The organism is Marivita sp. S2033 (assembly GCF_046592965.1).
GTDB lineage: Bacteria > Pseudomonadota > Alphaproteobacteria > Rhodobacterales > Rhodobacteraceae > Marivita.
In genome coordinates, this window is sequence record NZ_JBISBV010000002.1 from 200,527 (window position 1) to 217,587 (window position 17,061).

Below are 17,061 nucleotides of genomic sequence, written 5' to 3' on the forward strand. Positions count from 1 at the left end.
GACGCCGTACGTGACAGAGGTTAGCGTACGGCGATCCATATGACGGGGGAGTTATGGGACGTTTCGCTGCGATCATCTGTGTTGCCGGTCTGCTTGCAGGCTGCGCGAACGATCCGTTGCAGGATGTGCCGCGCCTCTCGGACGCCGATGTGAGCGAGAGCGAACTGCAAGCCGCCATGCGCGCCGATCCCGACGCCACCGCGGCGAACGTGTCAGTCGAGCCATCGCAAGCGCCCAAAAGCGGGCTTTTGGGGTTCCTGGGCCGCGCGGCACAGTCTGCACAATCCGAAGGCGGAACCAGTGATACAACCGCTGCTCCGAAATCGGGCGGTTTGTTCGGCGCAAAGGCAAGCGGGCCGAAACCCGGCGCGCCGGACTTCCAGATCGTCGATCTTGGCGCGAGATTGCCCTACGGGTCTTTGGCGCGCGTGTGCAACGTGCGCCCCGCCCAGCTCGGCACTCGGGTCGAGCGTTATCCCGAAAACCGCAACACATACGCGCTTTATGATTCCCAACCCGGCAACACCGCGCCGCATACGTTTTACGTCACCGGTTTTGACGACGGCTGCGCCCGCCAGTTCACCGCCGCGCTCAGCATGTTCGGATCGCCGGAAACGCACGAGCAATTGCGCTATGGTCTGCCATCGCAGGTACAGCCCTATTCGCAGACCGATGCCGCTTATGAAAAGCTGAAATCGCGGGTGTGCCGGGTCGGTCAGGGCAAGCCCTGTGGCTCGGCAATGTCTCGCATGGCGCGTGATACGGTGTTTGTCAGCGTCTATGAAAGGTTCGGGTCGAACCCGGCCTGGAAAACGATCCTGCTGCATGACGGCGAAGTCGTGGATACCGATATCCGCAGCAATTGACATAGTGAAGGTTCAGTAATGCGGCGGCCGTTCGTCGCCCAGAACCATTCCACCGGTGCCCTCGGATTCGCGCTGCGCCTCGCGCATCATCAGCATTTCGACCCGCGCGGTCAGGCGGTCGATCTCCCTGGCTTGCGCAGCCACCGTGTCGGACAGATCGTCGGTGATGCGCGACAGATGTGCAATCTGCTCTTCGAGTGATGTTATATCCATGCCCGACAGATGCGCATGGCGCGCCGCAAAGGCAAGAGGCAATAGGTCAGCGAGCGCACCCTATTGTTTCGCGTGCGAAACATTCGGTCCGGACCGGACCCATTAACCCTTTGTTCATCATGGTTCGCCGCCTTGCCCCGCGTGCCGCCAGAGTTTAGAGGATGCGCGGACACCACCCATAGCCGGGACCACATCATGGCCAAGCAGAAAAAAGCTCCTCGCCCCAAGGCACAGACGCCAAAGGGTTTCCGCGACTATTTCGGCACCGAGGTGACCGAGCGTGCCGAGATGCTGAACACGATCGGCGCAGTCTATCATCGCTATGGGTTCGAGGCGCTGGAAAGCGCGGCCGTCGAAACGGTCGAGGCGCTGGGAAAGTTTCTGCCCGACGTCGATCGTCCCAACGCGGGCGTGTTCGCCTGGCAAGAGGGCGACGACGCCGATGGCGACTGGCTGGCCCTGCGCTATGATCTGACCGCCCCCTTGGCGCGTGTTTACGCGCAGCACCGGAATGACTTGCCGCTGCCCTATCGCCGTTACGCGATGGGGCCGGTCTGGCGTAACGAAAAGCCGGGTCCGGGGCGGTTTCGCCAGTTTTATCAATGCGATGCGGATACGGTCGGATCGGCGAGCGTGGCCGCCGACGCCGAGATCTGCGCCATGCTGGCCGATTGTCTGGAAGAGGTCGGCATCCCGCGCGGCGACTATGTGGTGCGGGTCAACAATCGCAAGGTCTTGAACGGCGTTCTGGAAGCTACCGGCGTTGCCGACGAAAGCCAGCGCGACGCGGTTCTGCGCACCATCGACAAGTTCGACAAGGTGGGAGAGGCAGGCGTGCGCGAATTGCTGGGCAAGGGCCGGCTCGATGCGTCGGGTGCCTATATCGACGGGGTGGGGTTGAATGCCGAACAATCCGAACCTGTCATCTCTTTCTTAACTTCCAGGGGCGATAGTGCGACCGAGACCTTGAGCAATCTGAGGAATGCGGTTGGTGACAGTGCGGTCGGCATGGAAGGCGTGGACGAGCTTGAGCAGATTGCTGATCTGCTGGATGCGGGCGGCTATGGGGCCGACCGGATCATCATCGACCCGTCCGTCGTGCGCGGCCTTGGTTATTATACCGGCCCTGTTTTCGAGGCCGAGCTTACCTTTGAAATCCTGGACGAAAAGGGTCGCAAGCGGCAGTTCGGCTCGGTCGCCGGCGGCGGGCGGTATGACGATCTGGTCAAGCGGTTCACCGGTCAGGCCGTGCCGGCAACGGGCGTCAGCATCGGTGTCGATCGTCTTTTGGCCGCCTTGCGCGAAAAAGGTCGCGTTGGCGGTCAGGGCCATGGCCCTGTGGTGGTCACGGTCATGGATCGCGACCGGATGGGAGATTATCAGGCGATGGTGGCGGAACTGCGCAATGCGGGCATCCGCGCCGAAATGTATCTCGGCAACCCCAGAAATTTCGGCAATCAGTTGAAATACGCCGACAAGCGCCTGTCTCCGGTCGCGGTGATCGAAGGCGGGGATGAAAAGGCAAACGGCGTCGTGCAGATCAAGGATTTGATCCTCGGCGCAAAGATCGCCGAAAGCGCCAGCCTAGAGGAGTGGCAGGACCGTCCCAATCAATTCGAAGTGCCGCGCGCCGATCTGGTCGCCAAGGTACGCGAGATTCTGGACCAGTATTGATGCCCTCGATCGCCGATATTCGGGCCGAAGCCGCGCGGCTCTGCGCGGTGTTCGAAGCTGCTGGCGCAGTCCCGGTGGATTGCCCGGTGCTGCAACGCGCCGAAACGCTGCTTGATCTCTATGGCGAGGATATTCGCGCGCGCACCTATGTGACCCGCGACCCCGCACAGGGCGAAATGATGCTGCGCCCCGACTTCACCGTTCCGGTGGTCGAGCGTCACATGGCCGAAGGCGCCGATCCGGCGCGCTATACCTATGCCGGCGAAGTGTTCCGGCGCCAGGAAGACCATCTGGATCGTGCATCGGAATTCATTCAGGTGGGATACGAGGTGTTCGACCGCGCCAATCCGGCGGCCTCGGATGCCGAGGTGTTCGCGCTGATCGCCGACGTGCTGGCCCCGCTGGACCTGCGGGCGGTGACAGGCGATGTCGGTCTCTTGATCGCGATGGTGTCCGGGCTTGATCTGTCGGATGATCGCCGCGCGGCGCTGATGCGCCACATCTGGCGGCCCGCGCGCTTTACCGCGCTGCTCAAACGGTTCGCCGGCCTGACCCCAGTGCCCCCGACGCGCGCAGCGCTTCTGGCGGCGGATGATCCTTTGGCCAAGGCCGGACCGTTCATCGGACGGCGCAGCAAGCGCGAGATTGCATCGCGCATCGCAGCCTTGCGCGCCGACGCGCAGGATGCCCCGATGCAGGGCGAGGATGTCGAGCTGATCTCGGCAGTGCTTGCCGTATCCGAGACCTGCCCCAACGCGTTGGAGCATCTGCGCGACATCGGCGTGGACATGCCCGGCATCCTGCCCGCCCTTGATCGCTTCGAGGCGCGGTGCGAGGCGTTGGACAAGCGTGGTGTCGCCGTGGAGAAGCTGCGGTTTGAAGCGTCCTACGGCCGCGCGTCGATGGAATATTACGACGGGTTCGTGTTCGGCTTTTCCGCCAAAGCGCGCCCCGATCTGCCCCCCGTGGCCACCGGCGGCCGCTACGACGCGCTGACCCGCATCCTGGGGCAGGGGCGCGAGATTCCGGCAGTGGGTGGCGTGATCCGGCCCGACATCGTGTTGTCGCTGGGGGATCGGGCATGAGTATCAAGCTGGGAGTGCCGTCCAAGGGGCGGTTGATGGAAAAGACGTTCGACTGGTTCGGTGCGCGCGGCGTCAGGCTGGCGCGCACCGGTTCGGACCGGGAATATGCGGGCGCGGTTGACGGAGTGGACAACGTGGACCTGGTGCTTTTGTCCGCCGGAGAGATCCCGCGCGAACTGGCGGCGGGGCGCATTCACCTTGGCGTCACCGGCAACGATCTGGTCGAGGAAAAGCTGGTGCAGTGGGACCAGTCGGTCAAGCCGCTCGCCGGTCTTGGCTTTGGACAGGCGACACTGATCATCGCGGTGCCGCAATGCTGGGTCGATGTCGACACGCTGGACGATCTTGACGGCGCAGCAGCGGCGTTCCGGGCGCAGCACGGCTTCCGGATGCGCATTGCGACGAAATATCACCGGCTGGTGCGCGATCACCTGCGCCGGGGCGGAGTGGCGGATTACCAGCTGGTCGATAGCCAGGGCGCGACCGAAGGCACCGTGAAAAACCTGACCGCCGAGGCGATTGCCGATATCACCTCGACCGGCGAGACATTGCGCGCCAACCATCTCAAGATCCTGAGTGACCGGCCCGTTCTGGAAAGCCAGGCAACCCTGTTTCAAAGCCGCGCCGCGCAGAAAAGCGACGCCGACCGCGCAACCTTGCGCCAGTTGATCACGACGTTGGGCGTCTAGCGGCTCATCCGGCGTATTGCTCATGCGCCGCTGCCTGATCGCGCGCGCATGTCAGACACACCGCTCGCGCCGCCGTTGCCAGCGGCGCTGGTGCATCACTCGGGCGTCGAAATCTTGTCTTGCGTCTTTGTCTCGAAATCAGACGCGTCGTGGCGCTCGTGCAATTGCTCGCCGGGCTCGCCAAAGGTGCGGTTGACCATCCGCCCGCGTTGCACGGCCGTGCGCGCGTCGATGGCCTTGGCCCAGCGGACCAGGTTCTTGTACTCATGCACCGACAGAAATTCACCGGCATCGTACTGGCGGCCAAGCGCCATGTTGCCGTACCACGCCCAGATTGCGATATCGGCGATGGTGTAGTCGTCTCCTGTCATGAATTCCCGGTCGGCAAGGTTGCGGTCAAGCACATCAAGCTGGCGTTTGGCCTCCATCGCGAACCGGTTGATCGGGTATTCCATCGGCTCGGGCGCATAGGCATAGAAATGGCCGAACCCGCCGCCAAGATAGGGCGCGCTTCCCATCTGCCAGAACAGCCAGCTGAGCATCTCGGGGCGCAGATGGTCGGGGCCAAGAAACGCTCCGAACTTTTCAGCAAGGTGCAACAGGATCGCGCCGGATTCGAACACGCGGACCGGCTCGGCGCCGGACCGATCGACCAAGGCGGGAATCTTGGAGTTGGGGTTGACGTCGACAAACCCCGAACCGAACTGGTCGCCTTCACCGATCCTGATGAGCCAGGCGTCATATTCCGCGCCCGTGTGCCCTGCTTGCAGCAACTCCTCGAACATGATGTTGACCTTCACGCCATTGGGCGTGGCGAGGCTGTAAAGCTGGAACGGGTGCTTGCCGACCGGCAGGTCCTTGTCATGCGTCGGCCCCGCAATGGGACGGTTGGTGCTGGCGAACTGGCCGCCATTGTCCTGATCCCAGGTCCAGACATTGGGCGGCGTATAGGATGTGGTCATGTGATCGGTCCTGACTGATTTCATGTTGCGGGAGAGGAAGGAACGCGTGCAGTGACGCGCGATGGCTGTGCAAGCGGTTTAGAAGACGCCGATTTCGGCAAGTGCCCCCGCCAGCTCGGCGGGCAGGGCGTCGTCGTTCTGGCGGGCCTTGCCAAGATCGACCGGCGCGTCTTCGGGCTTGAGATAGCGCCAGCCCTGGAACGGCCGTTTCGGAGCAATCGAGGTGCGAATGATCTCGGAGTCAAGCACGATCGCACAACGCCTGATGCCGTCATCGCCGATCATTTCGTCAAGCCGGATGATCCGTTGACGGGCTTGCAGGAAGCCCTTGACGACCCAATAAATCGAGCCGCCGTTTACCAGCTCCGCCTCCCGTTTGGGCCACATCCGGGTCAGGTGGTAATACTGGCCATCACGCCGCTGTCTGGAGCGGTTTTTCTGCCAGTCTTCCATCTGTTCGACGCTGTCGGATCCGACGGAAAGCTTGATGAGGTTGATATGGTCTGACATCGCAATTCCTTTGCGATGAACATAAACGTGCGGACCGGCGCTGCAAGGGCTGCCGGCGCAAGACTTCGTGGCATCGCGTGATTTCAAGCCTGCACAGGAAGGGCAAGTGTGGTAGAGTAACTGTCCGAGCCTTCAACTGGTTGTGGCTTGGACAGCTTTCAGCTTATTTTAACCGCCTGCCGCTACAAAGGGAATCGCTGCCATGACCCGCTTTACCGCTCCGATCGCCGAACAGATCTGGGATATGAAATACCGGCTCAAGCGGGCCGATGGCACAGTCGTCGACGGCACGGTCGAAGACACGTGGCGCCGGATTGCGCGATCATTGGCGCAGGTGGAGGCAGAGCCGGACGTTTGGGAGGCGCGGTTTTATGAGGCGTTAGAGGATTTCAAATACCTGCCAGCGGGGCGGATCACAGCCGGGGCGGGCACCGCGCGCTCGGTGACATTGTTCAACTGCTTCGTGATGGGCACGATCCCCGACAGCATGGGCGGCATCTTCGAGATGCTGAAGGAAGCCGCGCTGACGATGCAGCAGGGCGGCGGCATCGGCTATGATTTCAGCACCATCCGACCCAAGGGCGCGGACGTGAAGGGCGTGGCCGCCGATGCAAGCGGACCGCTCTCTTTCATGGATGTATGGGATGCGATGTGCCGGACGATCATGTCCGCAGGTTCGCGCCGCGGGGCTATGATGGCGACGATGCGCTGCGATCATCCCGATATCGAGGATTTCATCGGCGCCAAGGCCGATGCGGCCCGGCTGCGCATGTTCAACCTGTCGGTGCTGGTCACGGACGATTTCATGGCGGCCGTAAAGGCGGACGGATCGTGGGATCTGGTGTTCGATGACAAGGTCTACCGCACCGTACAGGCGCGCGATCTGTGGAACCGGATCATGAAGGCAACCTATGATTACGCCGAACCGGGCGTGATTTTCATTGACCGGATCAATCAGGCCAACAACCTGAGCTATTGCGAAACCATCGCCGCAACCAACCCGTGCGGAGAACAGCCGTTGCCACCCTATGGTGCGTGTCTGCTGGGCTCGATCAATCTGGCCCGACTGGTGAGCAACCCGTTCGAGAGCGCTGCCGCTCTGGACGAAACGGCGCTGAACGAGCTGGTTTCCACCGCCGTGCGGATGATGGACAACGTGGTCGATGCGTCGAACTTCCCGCTGCCCCAGCAGGCCGAGGAGGCGCGCAACAAGCGGCGCATCGGGTTGGGCGTGACCGGACTGGCGGATGCATTGCTGATGCTGGGGCTGCGCTATGGGTCGGACGAGGCGGCGCTCCAGACCGAGCACTGGTTGCACGCGATTGCCCGCGCCGCCTATCTGGCGTCTGTCGATCTGGCGCGCGAAAAGGGCGCGTTCCCGTTGTTTGATGCCGAGAAATACCTCGCCAGCGGCGCGATGCAGCAGATGGACGACGATGTGCGTGAAGCGATCCGCGAACACGGCATCCGCAACGCCTTGCTCACCTCGATCGCGCCGACGGGAACGATATCGCTTTACGCGGGCAACGTGTCGTCGGGGATCGAACCGGTCTTTGCCTACGCCTACACGCGAAAGGTGCTGCAAAAAGACGGCACCCGGACCGAGGAGGAGGTTGTCGATTACGCCGTCCAGATGTGGCGCGAGACATTCGGGGATGTCGAACTGCCCGATTATTTCGTCAACGCCCAGACGCTGGAACCGCTGGAACATGTAAAGATGCAAGCCGCAGCGCAGAAATGGGTGGATTCCTCGATCTCCAAGACCATCAACTGCCCCGAGGACATCTCGTTCGAGGCGTTCAAGGACGTCTACATGGAGGCGTTCGAATCCGGCTGCAAGGGCTGCACGACCTACCGTCCGAACGATGTCACCGGGTCGGTCTTGAGTATTTCAGAAGAGAAGAAGGACAAAACCGCGCCTGAGGTCGTAACGTCCTCTGATGACGAGCCGCAGCAGCCGCATGGAGATGTGATTTACATGTCCGAGCCGCTGGACCGGCCCAAGGCGCTCGAGGGCGCGACCTACAAGCTCAAGTGGCCGGACAGCGAACATGCGATCTACCTCACGATCAACGACATCATCGTCGGCGGCCACCGTCGGCCCTTCGAGGTGTTCATCAACTCCAAGAACATGGAGCATTTTGCCTGGACGGTCGCGTTGACGCGAATGATCTCGGCGGTGTTCCGGCGCGGTGGCGATGTGTCCTTCGTGGTCGAAGAGTTGAAAGCGGTGTTCGACCCGCGCGGCGGCGCCTGGGTGCAGGGCAAGTATATCCCGTCCATCCTGGCGGCGATCGGCGGCGTGATCGAGCAACATCTGATCGCCATCGGGTTTCTGGAGGGTGAGGGCATGGGCCTGAAATCCGACCCACAGGCGCAAGTGGTCAATCTTGACGCGCCACGCGGCACAGCATGCCCGGCCTGCGGTCAGTTCGACATGCGGATGATCGAGGGATGTATGACCTGTGGATCATGTGGCCATAGCAAATGCGGGTGACGGGTTGTTAACCGGAACATCGTTCCCGAAGCCCCACGACCGGCGATGGCGTGTCATGTGCAAGCGATCTTAGCGCGCGACGCTGCGTGACTGTAGAATTTGCATTCCGATTGCCATTGCCGGTCCGATGCCCAAGGCAAAGAAAACCGTGCCCAGGCCAAGCGTGCCCCCCAGAGCCCAGCCAATCACCACGACTGTGAGTTCAAGAAGTGTCCGCACGACGGCGATCGGTTGATGTGTGACCGCCTGAAGCCCGGTCATGAGGCCATCTCTGGGCCCCGGACCCAGATTTGCGATCAGGTAGATCGCGCCACCAAAGCCGGTCACGACCACACCGGTCAGAGCCAGCACCGCATTTGCGGCGTAGGTCTCGAATGTCGGTAGGTAGGGCAGCAGGAATTCCAGCACCAACGCAATTATGATCGCGTTGAGGATGGTTCCGAGGCCGGGCGTTCGGCGGAGCGGGATCCACAGGCTCAGGATCGAAACGCTGATGACAAAGGTCGCAAATCCCAGACTCCAACCCGTCACGTTGGTCACGCCCTCTGCAAACACGGTCCAGGGGCTTACGCCAACGCCGGCGGTGACCAAAAGCGCTTCTCCCAGGCCGAAAATCACCAAACCTATGATGAGAAACACGACCGAGACCAAGGGCGGTTTCAGGGTGAAGGCCTTTGGCGAACTCCACGGGAGCTTTGGAACTGATGTGACCGAAAGAAAGCTCAAAGCGACACCTGCGCAAACCTTGTACGTAAAGCTTGTGCCGACTCCGAGAGGCTTCGGCAAGCCCGACAGTGGCCGCGCCAGCCTATTCCGAAATCACACGCGCCTTGGTGCGCTTGTGGTCGCGTAGCGCGAGCCAGACCGACAGGGCGAGGAACAGCACCGTCAAAATGTACAGCACGACAGAGATCGGGCTGGCGATGAGGATACCCCAGTCGCCGTCGGAAATCGACATCGCGCGGCGCAGGTTGCGCTCCATGTCGCCCCCCAGAAGCAGGCCAAGCACCATCGGCACAAGGCTGACGTCAAGCTTGCGCAGCACATAGCCCAGAATCCCGAAGGCGATCATCACTTCGAGGTCGAAGGTGGAATTCGAGATCGAGAACACTCCGACAAAACTGACCGCCGCCACGATCGGCATCAGCGCCCAGGTGGGCACCGCCATCAGCCGGGTGAACAGGCCAATCATCGGCAGGTTCAGGATCAAAAGTGTCACGTTCGCCATATAGAGCGAGGCGACAAGACCCCAGACAAGTTCGGGTTGGCGTTCGAACAGCAACGGGCCGGGCTGGACGTTGAGCGAGATCAGCATCGCCAGCATCACGGCGGTTGTGCCGGAACCGGGAACGCCAAGGCTCAGCATCGGAATCAGCGCGCCACCGGATGCGGCGTTGTTGCCCGCTTCGGGAGCCGCGACACCGCGCGGGTCGCCCTTGCCGAAGGTGCCGTCCTTGTCGCTCACCTGTTTTTCCATCGAATAGGACATGACCGCACCAAGCGACGCGCCCGCGCCGGGCAGGACACCGGCGATGAACCCGATCACCGACCCGCGTGCCATCGCCCATTTGGTTGCCGCGATGGCTTTGAAATCGGGCATCCAGCTGTCCATCTTGACGGCTTTCATGACATCCCCCTTGCGGGTGCCGAGCATCATCAGGATTTCCGAGATCGCAAACAGGCCAACAAGCGCCACGATTGCGTCAATGCCGTCGTAGAGGTGGTAATTGCCTTCGCTGAAGCGCGGCACGCCCGAAATCGGGTCAAGCCCGACAGTGGCGATCATCAGGCCAAGAAGCGCCGAGATCAGCGTCTTGCGCGGATCCACGCCAGCGACGCCACCGATGGTGGCAAACGCCATGATATAAAGCGCGAAATAATCCGCCGGCCCGAAATAGATCGCCGCGCGCGCCAGCATCGGCGCAAAGAGCGACAGGCCGATCACCGCGAAGGTCGCTCCGACAAAGGAGGCCACACCGGAAATCGCCAGAGCATCCGCCGCGCGCCCCTGTTGCGCCATCGGAAACCCGTCAAGCGTGGTCATCACCGCCGGTTCGTCGCCGGGAATGTTGAGCAGGATCGAGCTGATGCGACCGCCATACATGCAACCGAAATACACAGCCGACAGCAGGATCAGCGACGAGGTGGCATCAAGGCGAAAGGCAAAGGTCAGCGGGATCAGGATCGCCACGCCATTGACCGGACCAAGGCCGGGCAGGGCACCGATCAGGGTGCCGGAAAAACACCCCACCAGCAGCAGCAGGATGTTCAGCGGCGTCAGCGCGACGGCAAAACCGCCGGCCAGAAGGTTGAGCGTCTCCATGAGACTACCTCACTTGAATAGGGAGCCGAGAAAGGCCAGCGGAAGCCCGAGCACCTGATCAAACAGCACCCACAGGAACAGCGACATCGCAACCCCGAGGATCAGCGCCTTGACCGGATTGCCCCCCAGAACAATGCCCAGAAGCGCCAGCAATCCGAAGGTGGCGAGCGGAAACCCCAACGGGACGAGCAAGAACGCATAGCCGAACAACGTGGCAAGCGCCGCCGCCTGTCGCCCCCAGCCCGACCCGTCCGGCCAGTCAACCTCGCCCGAGGGGAACGCGACCAGCGATGCGGACAGGATCATGGCCGGAACGCCCACGATGATCGGGAAAATGCCGGGGCCAAGCACGTCGCCAAAGCTGGCGGTGTAGCCGCTGCCGTACCAGGTAAAAAGCGCCGCGATCACAAAGATCGCGACGCCAGCGAGCCTTACGCTCATTCGATCACGCCGATATCGCGCGACAGCTCTTCCATGATGTCACGCTGCTCGCGCACATAGGTTTCGAATTCCTCGCCACCACGCCAGATCGGAACAAGGCCAAACTCGACCGCTGCGGTCTGCCAGTTCTCGGAGTCATAAAGCGTTTTGAGGTTGTCGACCCAGGCAGTGTAGTCTTCGTCAGACACGTCGCCGCCGGTATACAGCCCGCGCCAGTTGTAGCCCGTGACGTCGATGCCCTGGCTTTTGGCGGTCGGAATATCGGGGAAGGCGGGAATCGGATCGTCCGACAGCGCCGCGAGCACGCGAATATCGCCGGATTCGATAAAGCCCGCGATTTCGCCGATATCGGTCGAGACGACGTCGATCTGGCCGCCCATCATCTGCGTCACCGCATCGGTGCCGCCGTCAAACTGGACCCAGCGCAGATCGCCAAGGTTCTCCAGCCCGGCCTCGCGTGCGACCATCAGCAGCCGCAAGTGATCCCAGCCACCCGCCGCCGAGGACCCGGCTGTCACGATAGACTTGGCGTCACTTGCCATGATCTCGTTGAGTTGCTCAAGCGATTCGATCGGGCTTTCGTCATCCACAGCGATCACGCCGACATCGGTGCCAAGCATCCCCAGCCAGCGCATCGCATCGACCGAGGCGGGATAGCGGCCTTGCGCGATCTGGGTGATTCCGACGGTCGAGGTCGCAACGATCAGATCGGCATCGGCGGGGCGTTCGGAGGCGACCATTGCATAGGTCACAGCCCCCACGCCGCCGGGCATGTTGGTGACTTGCACATTGCCGTCCACCAGATCGAGTTCGGTCAGGATGCGGCCTATGGTGCGGCAGGTGAAGTCCCAACCGCCGCCGGGTGCGGATGGCGCGATGCATTCCGTCGCGCTTGCCGGAGCGGCCGAAACAGAGATGAACGCCGCCGTCGCGATAGCGAGGTTCGCCGTTACGATTTTACCGAATTTCATTTTTTCCTCCCAGATTTTTCGTGTCGTGCCAGCATATTGCCAAGACGCGCACATGAGCGAGTCCTGTTTTGTAAAAGTTCGGACCCGTAGATACGACTTCACATTTCAGTTATGAGGTGTCAACAAACCGCCGCCCGGGGGGCGACGGGATCAACCACGTCAACGCGCGAAGGACCTGTCATGCAGATCGAAATCACCGAAGTCAGCCCGCGCGACGGGTTGCAGAACGAAAAACAGCCCGTGTCCACCGCACAGAAGATCGCGCTGATCGAGGGTCTGGTGGCCGCCGGCGTCAAACGGTTCGAGGCCACATCCTTCGTGTCGCCACGCGCCGTGCCGCAAATGGCCGATGCCGAACAGGTGCTGGCCGGGGTGAACGTGCCGGACGACGTGATCCTGCAAGCGCTGGTGCCAAACCTGCGCGGGGCAGAGCGGGCGGCACAGACCCGCGCGCAGGAATGGGTGTGCTTCATGTCGGCCACCGAGGGCCATTCGCAGGCCAACAGCAATTGTTCGACCGACACCGCGCTGGAGCGGTTGAAACCGGTCATGGCGCTGTCGCAACAGACCGGGAAGCGCGCGGTCGCGGCACTTGCCGCGTCGTTCGGCTGTCCGTTCGAGGGCGTGACCCCGACCGACCGCGTTGTGCAGATGGCGCGCGCCTTGCGCGACATCGGCTTTACCGAGATGAAACTGGGCGACACCATCGGCACCGCGATCCCGAGCCAGATCACCGAAGTCGTGCGCGCATTGCGCAAGGACGTGCCCGACATGGCGCTGGTGCTGCACCTGCATGACACGCGCGGCCTGTCTCTGGCCAATGTGATGGCGGGCATGGCCGAAGGTGTAACGCGCTACGAAAGCTCGCTTGGCGGGATTGGCGGTTGCCCGTTTGCTCCCGGCGCAACGGGCAATGTCGCGACCGAGGATCTGGTGCATTTTCTCCATGCCGAGGGCCATGAGACCGGCCTTGATCTCAACCACCTTATCGCGCAGGGGCGGTGGCTGTCTGACGTGTTGGGCCGCGACCTGCCAGCCAAGCTGTTTGCCGCGTCCCCCATCGGGGCAACAATCCCCAACGATCCCGCGACGCGCGCTGTCGGGTAAGGGGCGGACGAAATGAGCCTTCAGGGAATACGCGTCGTCGATCTGACCCGCATCATCGCGGGTCCGTTCTGCACACAGCTTTTGGCCGATCTTGGCGCCGATGTCGTCAAGGTCGAAGCGCCGGGCGGCGATCCGATGCGTGTACAAGGCACGATGGTGGGCGGGATCAGCACCTATTTCGCCTGTTTCAATCGCAACAAGCGCTCGATCGAGCTGAACATGCGCAGTGCGGAGGGCATGGCGGTGCTGCGCGATCTGATCGCGGATGCCGACGTGGTGGTGGAGAATTTCAAGGCCGGGACGATGGCCAAGATGGGCCTCTCGGATACCGAACTCGAAGCGCTGAACCCGCGCCTGACGGTCTGTCACATCTCGGGGTTCGGGGCGACGGGGCCGTATTCCGACCGGCCCGCCTTTGATTTCGTCGCGCAGGCGCTAAGCGGGTTCATGTCCACCAACGGTTTTGAGGGCGAAGAACCGCTGCGCACCGGTCTGCCGATCAGCGATCTGCTGGCCGGAATGTACGGCGCGCTGGCCGTTTCGGCCGCCTTGGCCACCCCGCGCGAGGCGCGGGAGTTCAAATCCATCGACGTGTCACTGACCGACAGCCTTGTCAGCATGCTCGCCTACATGGCGACCGAAACGCTGGCGACCGGTCAGCCGATGCAGCGCCGGGGCAACGATCATCCGATGGTGGCCCCTTACGGATTATACGACACGTCTGATGGCCAGATCGCCCTCGCGCCCAGCAATGACGTGATGTTTGGCCGACTGCTCGATGTGCTGGAGCGGCGCGATCTGATGGACGATCCGCGCTTTGCCACCAACGCCGCGCGGGTGCAGAACCGCGACGCCGTGCGCGCGGTGTTTCAGGCGCATTTCAGCACCCAGACAACCGATCACTGGATCGAGGTGTTGAACGGCAAGGGCATACCCGCCGGGCCAGTGCTGTCTGTCGCAGAGGCGCTGGACGATCCGCAAATCCGCCACCGCGAGATGGTGATCGACGTGCCGCATCCGGGGCATGGCGATGTGAAGATGCTGGGTTTTCCGATCAAGCAATCGGTTGATGGCCCAAAGTTACGACACCCCGCGCCCGATGTCGGCGCGCATGCGCAGGCGGTGCTCGAGGAACTGGGGTACGATGCCGAACGGATCGCTGCATTGACAGCGTCGGGCGCGGTGCCTCAGCGCGGCTGATCCCTTAGTTGATCGTTGTGTTGATGAGCCAGAACAGCACCGCCGAGAGCGTCGCGGCGGCAGGGACGGTGATGACCCATGCGGCAATGATCGTGGTGAAATGCGACCGGCGCACCAGCTTGCGCCGCTGGCGTTCTTCGGGCGTGTAAGTTGTGCGTTCGGGCATGGCCTGACGCGCCTTGCGGATGCGGCGCTCGGCGTCCCACTCGCGGAAAAACCCGACCCCGAACACCCCGCCGACGGCGATATGCGTGGAACTGACCGGCAGACCCAACCAGCTTGCCACGATCACCGTGATGGCCGCCGACAGCGCCACGCAATAGGCGCGCATCGGGTTCAGCTTGGTGATCTGGCCGCCGACCATTCGGATCAGCTTGGGGCCGAACAGGAACAGGCCGAAGGAAATCCCGAACGCGCCGATCACCATGACCCAGAACGGGATGCTGACCGCGTCGGTGAAATTATTGGTCTGCGAGGCTTGCACGATCGCTGCCAGAGGCGCCACGGCATTGGCCACGTCATTGGCCCCGTGCGCAAAACTGAGCAGCGCGGCAGAGACGACAAGCGGGATGCCGAACAGCACTTTGAGCGACTTGTTGCGGTTCTCCAGCCCGTGCGATTGTTTGCGGATGACCGGGATCATCACCAGCCACACCACAACCCCGATCACCGCCCCGATCAGCAGCGCCGTCGCCATGTCGACATCGATGATCTTCTTCAGCCCCTTGAGCGCCAGATAGGCCGAAAACGCGCCTGCCATGATACCCACAAGCACCGGCACCCAAGTGCGCGCGGCGGCGATCTTGTCGGGGGTGTAGATGATGCGCGACTTGATGAGCCACAGGAACGCAGCCGCGATCACGCCGCCCAGCACCGGCGAGATCACCCAGCTTGCGGCGATACCGCCCATCGTTTGCCAGTTGACCGCAGAGAACCCGGCGGCGGCGATTCCCGCGCCCATCACACCGCCGACGACGGAATGCGTGGTCGATACAGGCGCGCCGACCCATGTGGCGACGTTGACCCAAAGCGCGGCGGACAAAAGCGCCGCCATCATCGCCCAGATGAACACCGAGGCGGTTTCCATGCTATCTGGTGCAATGATTCCCTTGGCGATGGTCGACACGACGTCGCCCCCTGCAATCAACGCGCCGGCGCTTTCGAACACCACCGCGATCGCGATCGCGCCGCCCATCGACAGCGCGTTCGCACCCACTGCCGGCCCCATGTTGTTGGCAACATCGTTGGCCCCGATATTGAGCGCCATATAGGCTCCGAGGCACGCCGCGATCACCACGATCAGGGTGTTTGTCGCCTGACCGAAAAACACCATCGCGCTGATCCCGGCCAGCAGGATGAACACCAAGGAGATGCCCGGCCCGACCATCGGACGGGCGACATAGCTGGTGGCGAGTTCTAAGGTGGAAAACCGCGCCAGATCTCGATCCAGCGTCTCAAGATGGCGAGGATCGCCCTGCTCTTGTGTCATGATCGTCCGTTCATGAGGAAAGGTGCGCTATTCGCGGCGACGACTACCCGCGTCCGGCTGTCAAAATCAACCGTTGATTTCGTGACGGTGCGTATTCAATGCTGCAATGCGGCAAACGCGCTTGGCGATGGAAGCCGCGGCCAACCGGTGAAGCAGTGTCGTCAGCGAGGCGAAGTCCGCCGCGCGAATCGCCACTAGCGTGTATCGTGACAATCCGGCGCGACTCTGCCGACAGGCGCGGCATATTGCCGTCAAAATCCGCTTAAGCGCGTCAGATTGCGAAATTTTTTCGGTATCGAGGCGCGGCAATGGGTTCCGTATTGGTCCGTCCTGCGTATACTCTGTCACCGGAACGCCTGGGTTTTTTGGTGTTCGATCAAGGGGGGAGAGCGACATGATACGCTCGGAATTGATTCAAAAGATTGCCGACGATAACCCGCATTTGTACCAGCGCGACGTCGAGCGCATCGTGAACACGATATTTGAAGAGATCATCGACGCAATGGCGCGCGGCGACCGGGTCGAACTGCGCGGCTTTGGCGCGTTTTCGGTGAAAAAGCGCGATGCGCGCACAGGGCGGAACCCGAGGACGGGCGAAGCCGTTGAGGTGGAAGAGAAGCATGTGCCGTTTTTCAAGACCGGCAAGCTGCTTCGCGACAGATTGAACGGAAAGTAAGGGTCTGATGCGGTACATTCGCTATGCGTTTCTTGCGGTGCTCGCCATCGTGCTGGTGGCCGTCGCGCTGGCCAATCGAGAGATGGTCACGCTGACATTGTTGCCCGCCGGGCTGGCCGATCTGGTCGGGATGAACCGGTCCATCGGTTTGCCGCTGTTCGTGGTCATTCTGGGCGGCATCATCGCCGGTATCCTGATCGGCTTTGTCTGGGAGTGGTTGCGCGAGCACAAGCATCGCGCGGCGGCCGCCCGTCGTCAGGCCGAGGTCAAGAAACTCGAACGTGAGCTGCGCCGCACCCAGGCCGAACGCGATAAGGACAAGGACGAGGTTCTGGCCCTTCTGGATCAGGCAAGCTGA

The 17,061-nt window shown here is 62.2% G+C and carries 17 protein-coding genes; 9 read left to right on the forward strand and 8 right to left on the reverse strand.

Annotation, left to right across the window (positions count from 1 at the left end; translation table 11 throughout):
* Positions 1–53: 53 nt before the first annotated feature.
* Positions 54–866 (forward strand): hypothetical protein, encoded by an 813-nt coding sequence (locus ACGKZZ_RS05055; RefSeq protein WP_411222387.1) that lies wholly within the window; start codon positions 54–56, stop codon positions 864–866.
* Positions 867–878: 12 nt separating this feature from the next.
* On the opposite strand, the gene ACGKZZ_RS05060 is transcribed toward ACGKZZ_RS05055, so the two are convergent.
* Positions 879–1,079, reverse strand: a complete 201-nt coding sequence (locus tag ACGKZZ_RS05060; protein ID WP_411222388.1) for a SlyX family protein — start codon at positions 1,077–1,079, stop codon at positions 879–881.
* Positions 1,080–1,274: 195 nt separating this feature from the next.
* On the opposite strand from ACGKZZ_RS05060, the gene hisS reads away from it, so the two are divergent.
* The 3 genes from hisS to hisG are packed head-to-tail and all read left to right on the forward strand — an operon-like array spanning position 1,275 to position 4,527.
* Positions 1,275–2,753, forward strand: coding sequence for a histidine--tRNA ligase (gene hisS, locus ACGKZZ_RS05065; RefSeq protein WP_411222389.1), 1,479 nt, complete (start codon positions 1,275–1,277; stop codon positions 2,751–2,753).
* Positions 2,753–3,838 carry an ATP phosphoribosyltransferase regulatory subunit gene (locus tag ACGKZZ_RS05070; RefSeq protein ID WP_411222390.1) on the forward strand — a complete coding sequence of 362 codons (1,086 nt, stop codon included), beginning with the start codon at positions 2,753–2,755 and terminating at the stop codon, positions 3,836–3,838. The genes hisS and ACGKZZ_RS05070 overlap by 1 nt, the downstream gene beginning before the upstream one ends.
* Positions 3,835–4,527 carry an ATP phosphoribosyltransferase gene (hisG, locus tag ACGKZZ_RS05075; protein WP_411222391.1) on the forward strand — a complete coding sequence of 231 codons (693 nt, stop codon included), beginning with the start codon at positions 3,835–3,837 and terminating at the stop codon, positions 4,525–4,527. The genes ACGKZZ_RS05070 and hisG overlap by 4 nt, the downstream gene beginning before the upstream one ends.
* 95 nt (positions 4,528–4,622) lie before the next feature.
* On the opposite strand, the gene yghU is transcribed toward hisG, so the two are convergent.
* Both yghU and ACGKZZ_RS05085 read right to left on the reverse strand, forming a co-directional pair.
* Positions 4,623–5,489, reverse strand: coding sequence for a glutathione-dependent disulfide-bond oxidoreductase (gene yghU / locus ACGKZZ_RS05080; protein ID WP_411222392.1), 867 nt, complete (start codon positions 5,487–5,489; stop codon positions 4,623–4,625).
* A gap of 78 nt (positions 5,490–5,567) precedes the next feature.
* Positions 5,568–5,999, reverse strand: coding sequence for a DUF1489 family protein (locus ACGKZZ_RS05085; RefSeq protein WP_411222393.1), 432 nt, complete (start codon positions 5,997–5,999; stop codon positions 5,568–5,570).
* A 202-nt stretch (positions 6,000–6,201) separates the two neighbouring features.
* On the opposite strand from ACGKZZ_RS05085, the gene ACGKZZ_RS05090 reads away from it, so the two are divergent.
* The gene (locus ACGKZZ_RS05090; RefSeq protein ID WP_411222394.1) at positions 6,202–8,496 is read left to right on the forward strand and encodes an adenosylcobalamin-dependent ribonucleoside-diphosphate reductase; all 2,295 of its coding nucleotides are present in this window, start codon (positions 6,202–6,204) and stop codon (positions 8,494–8,496) included.
* Positions 8,497–8,565: 69 nt separating this feature from the next.
* Here ACGKZZ_RS05090 and ACGKZZ_RS05095 read toward each other — a convergent pair whose 3' ends face one another.
* The 4 genes from ACGKZZ_RS05095 to ACGKZZ_RS05110 form a co-directional block, all read right to left on the reverse strand.
* Positions 8,566–9,222 carry a YczE/YyaS/YitT family protein gene (locus ACGKZZ_RS05095; protein ID WP_411222395.1) on the reverse strand — a complete coding sequence of 219 codons (657 nt, stop codon included), beginning with the start codon at positions 9,220–9,222 and terminating at the stop codon, positions 8,566–8,568.
* Between the two features lie 82 nt (positions 9,223–9,304).
* A complete protein-coding gene (locus tag ACGKZZ_RS05100) occupies positions 9,305–10,819 on the reverse strand; it encodes a tripartite tricarboxylate transporter permease (protein ID WP_411222396.1) in 1,515 nt (504 codons plus the stop codon).
* Positions 10,820–10,828: 9 nt separating this feature from the next.
* Positions 10,829–11,260 (reverse strand): tripartite tricarboxylate transporter TctB family protein, encoded by a 432-nt coding sequence (locus tag ACGKZZ_RS05105; RefSeq protein WP_411222397.1) that lies wholly within the window; start codon positions 11,258–11,260, stop codon positions 10,829–10,831.
* The gene (locus ACGKZZ_RS05110) at positions 11,257–12,231 is read right to left on the reverse strand and encodes a Bug family tripartite tricarboxylate transporter substrate binding protein (RefSeq protein WP_411222398.1); all 975 of its coding nucleotides are present in this window, start codon (positions 12,229–12,231) and stop codon (positions 11,257–11,259) included. Before ACGKZZ_RS05110 ends, ACGKZZ_RS05105 begins: the two co-directional genes overlap by 4 nt.
* A 180-nt stretch (positions 12,232–12,411) precedes the next feature.
* On the opposite strand from ACGKZZ_RS05110, the gene ACGKZZ_RS05115 reads away from it, so the two are divergent.
* Both ACGKZZ_RS05115 and ACGKZZ_RS05120 read left to right on the forward strand, forming a co-directional pair.
* On the forward strand, positions 12,412–13,338 hold the full coding sequence (locus tag ACGKZZ_RS05115; RefSeq protein WP_411222399.1) for a hydroxymethylglutaryl-CoA lyase: 927 nt from the start codon (positions 12,412–12,414) through the stop codon (positions 13,336–13,338).
* 12 nt (positions 13,339–13,350) lie between these two features.
* Complete coding sequence (locus tag ACGKZZ_RS05120) at positions 13,351–14,538, forward strand: CaiB/BaiF CoA transferase family protein (protein ID WP_411222400.1); 1,188 nt, start codon at positions 13,351–13,353, stop codon at positions 14,536–14,538.
* Between the two features lie 4 nt (positions 14,539–14,542).
* Here the strand turns inward: ACGKZZ_RS05120 and ACGKZZ_RS05125 are convergent, their stop codons facing one another.
* Positions 14,543–16,027: an inorganic phosphate transporter gene (locus ACGKZZ_RS05125; RefSeq protein WP_411222401.1), complete on the reverse strand. Its 1,485-nt coding sequence runs from the start codon at positions 16,025–16,027 to the stop codon at positions 14,543–14,545.
* 394 nt (positions 16,028–16,421) lie between these two features.
* On the opposite strand from ACGKZZ_RS05125, the gene ihfB reads away from it, so the two are divergent.
* Positions 16,422–16,703 (forward strand): integration host factor subunit beta, encoded by a 282-nt coding sequence (gene ihfB, locus ACGKZZ_RS05130; RefSeq protein WP_085631630.1) that lies wholly within the window; start codon positions 16,422–16,424, stop codon positions 16,701–16,703.
* A gap of 7 nt (positions 16,704–16,710) precedes the next feature.
* Positions 16,711–17,061 (forward strand): lipopolysaccharide assembly protein LapA domain-containing protein, encoded by a 351-nt coding sequence (locus ACGKZZ_RS05135; protein WP_411222403.1) that lies wholly within the window; start codon positions 16,711–16,713, stop codon positions 17,059–17,061.

Bases quoted from the DNA above. Each gene is read 5' to 3' on its own strand.
- ACGKZZ_RS05120 (WP_411222400.1), top strand. From the start codon at position 13,351: ATGAGCCTTCAGGGAATACGCGTCGTCGATCTGACCCGCATCATCGCG.
- ACGKZZ_RS05055 (WP_411222387.1), top strand. From the start codon at position 54: ATGGGACGTTTCGCTGCGATCATCTGTGTTGCCGGTCTGCTTGCAGGC.
- ACGKZZ_RS05115 (WP_411222399.1), top strand. From the start codon at position 12,412: ATGCAGATCGAAATCACCGAAGTCAGCCCGCGCGACGGGTTGCAGAAC.
- ACGKZZ_RS05070 (WP_411222390.1), top strand. From the start codon at position 2,753: ATGCCCTCGATCGCCGATATTCGGGCCGAAGCCGCGCGGCTCTGCGCG.
- ACGKZZ_RS05125 (WP_411222401.1), bottom strand. From the start codon at position 16,027: ATGACACAAGAGCAGGGCGATCCTCGCCATCTTGAGACGCTGGATCGA.
- ACGKZZ_RS05090 (WP_411222394.1), top strand. From the start codon at position 6,202: ATGACCCGCTTTACCGCTCCGATCGCCGAACAGATCTGGGATATGAAA.
- hisG (WP_411222391.1), top strand. From the start codon at position 3,835: ATGAGTATCAAGCTGGGAGTGCCGTCCAAGGGGCGGTTGATGGAAAAG.
- ACGKZZ_RS05085 (WP_411222393.1), bottom strand. From the start codon at position 5,999: ATGTCAGACCATATCAACCTCATCAAGCTTTCCGTCGGATCCGACAGC.
- ACGKZZ_RS05110 (WP_411222398.1), bottom strand. From the start codon at position 12,231: ATGAAATTCGGTAAAATCGTAACGGCGAACCTCGCTATCGCGACGGCG.
- ACGKZZ_RS05060 (WP_411222388.1), bottom strand. From the start codon at position 1,079: ATGGATATAACATCACTCGAAGAGCAGATTGCACATCTGTCGCGCATC.
- ACGKZZ_RS05105 (WP_411222397.1), bottom strand. From the start codon at position 11,260: ATGAGCGTAAGGCTCGCTGGCGTCGCGATCTTTGTGATCGCGGCGCTT.
- yghU (WP_411222392.1), bottom strand. From the start codon at position 5,489: ATGACCACATCCTATACGCCGCCCAATGTCTGGACCTGGGATCAGGAC.
- ACGKZZ_RS05100 (WP_411222396.1), bottom strand. From the start codon at position 10,819: ATGGAGACGCTCAACCTTCTGGCCGGCGGTTTTGCCGTCGCGCTGACG.
- ACGKZZ_RS05135 (WP_411222403.1), top strand. From the start codon at position 16,711: ATGCGGTACATTCGCTATGCGTTTCTTGCGGTGCTCGCCATCGTGCTG.
- hisS (WP_411222389.1), top strand. From the start codon at position 1,275: ATGGCCAAGCAGAAAAAAGCTCCTCGCCCCAAGGCACAGACGCCAAAG.
- ihfB (WP_085631630.1), top strand. From the start codon at position 16,422: ATGATACGCTCGGAATTGATTCAAAAGATTGCCGACGATAACCCGCAT.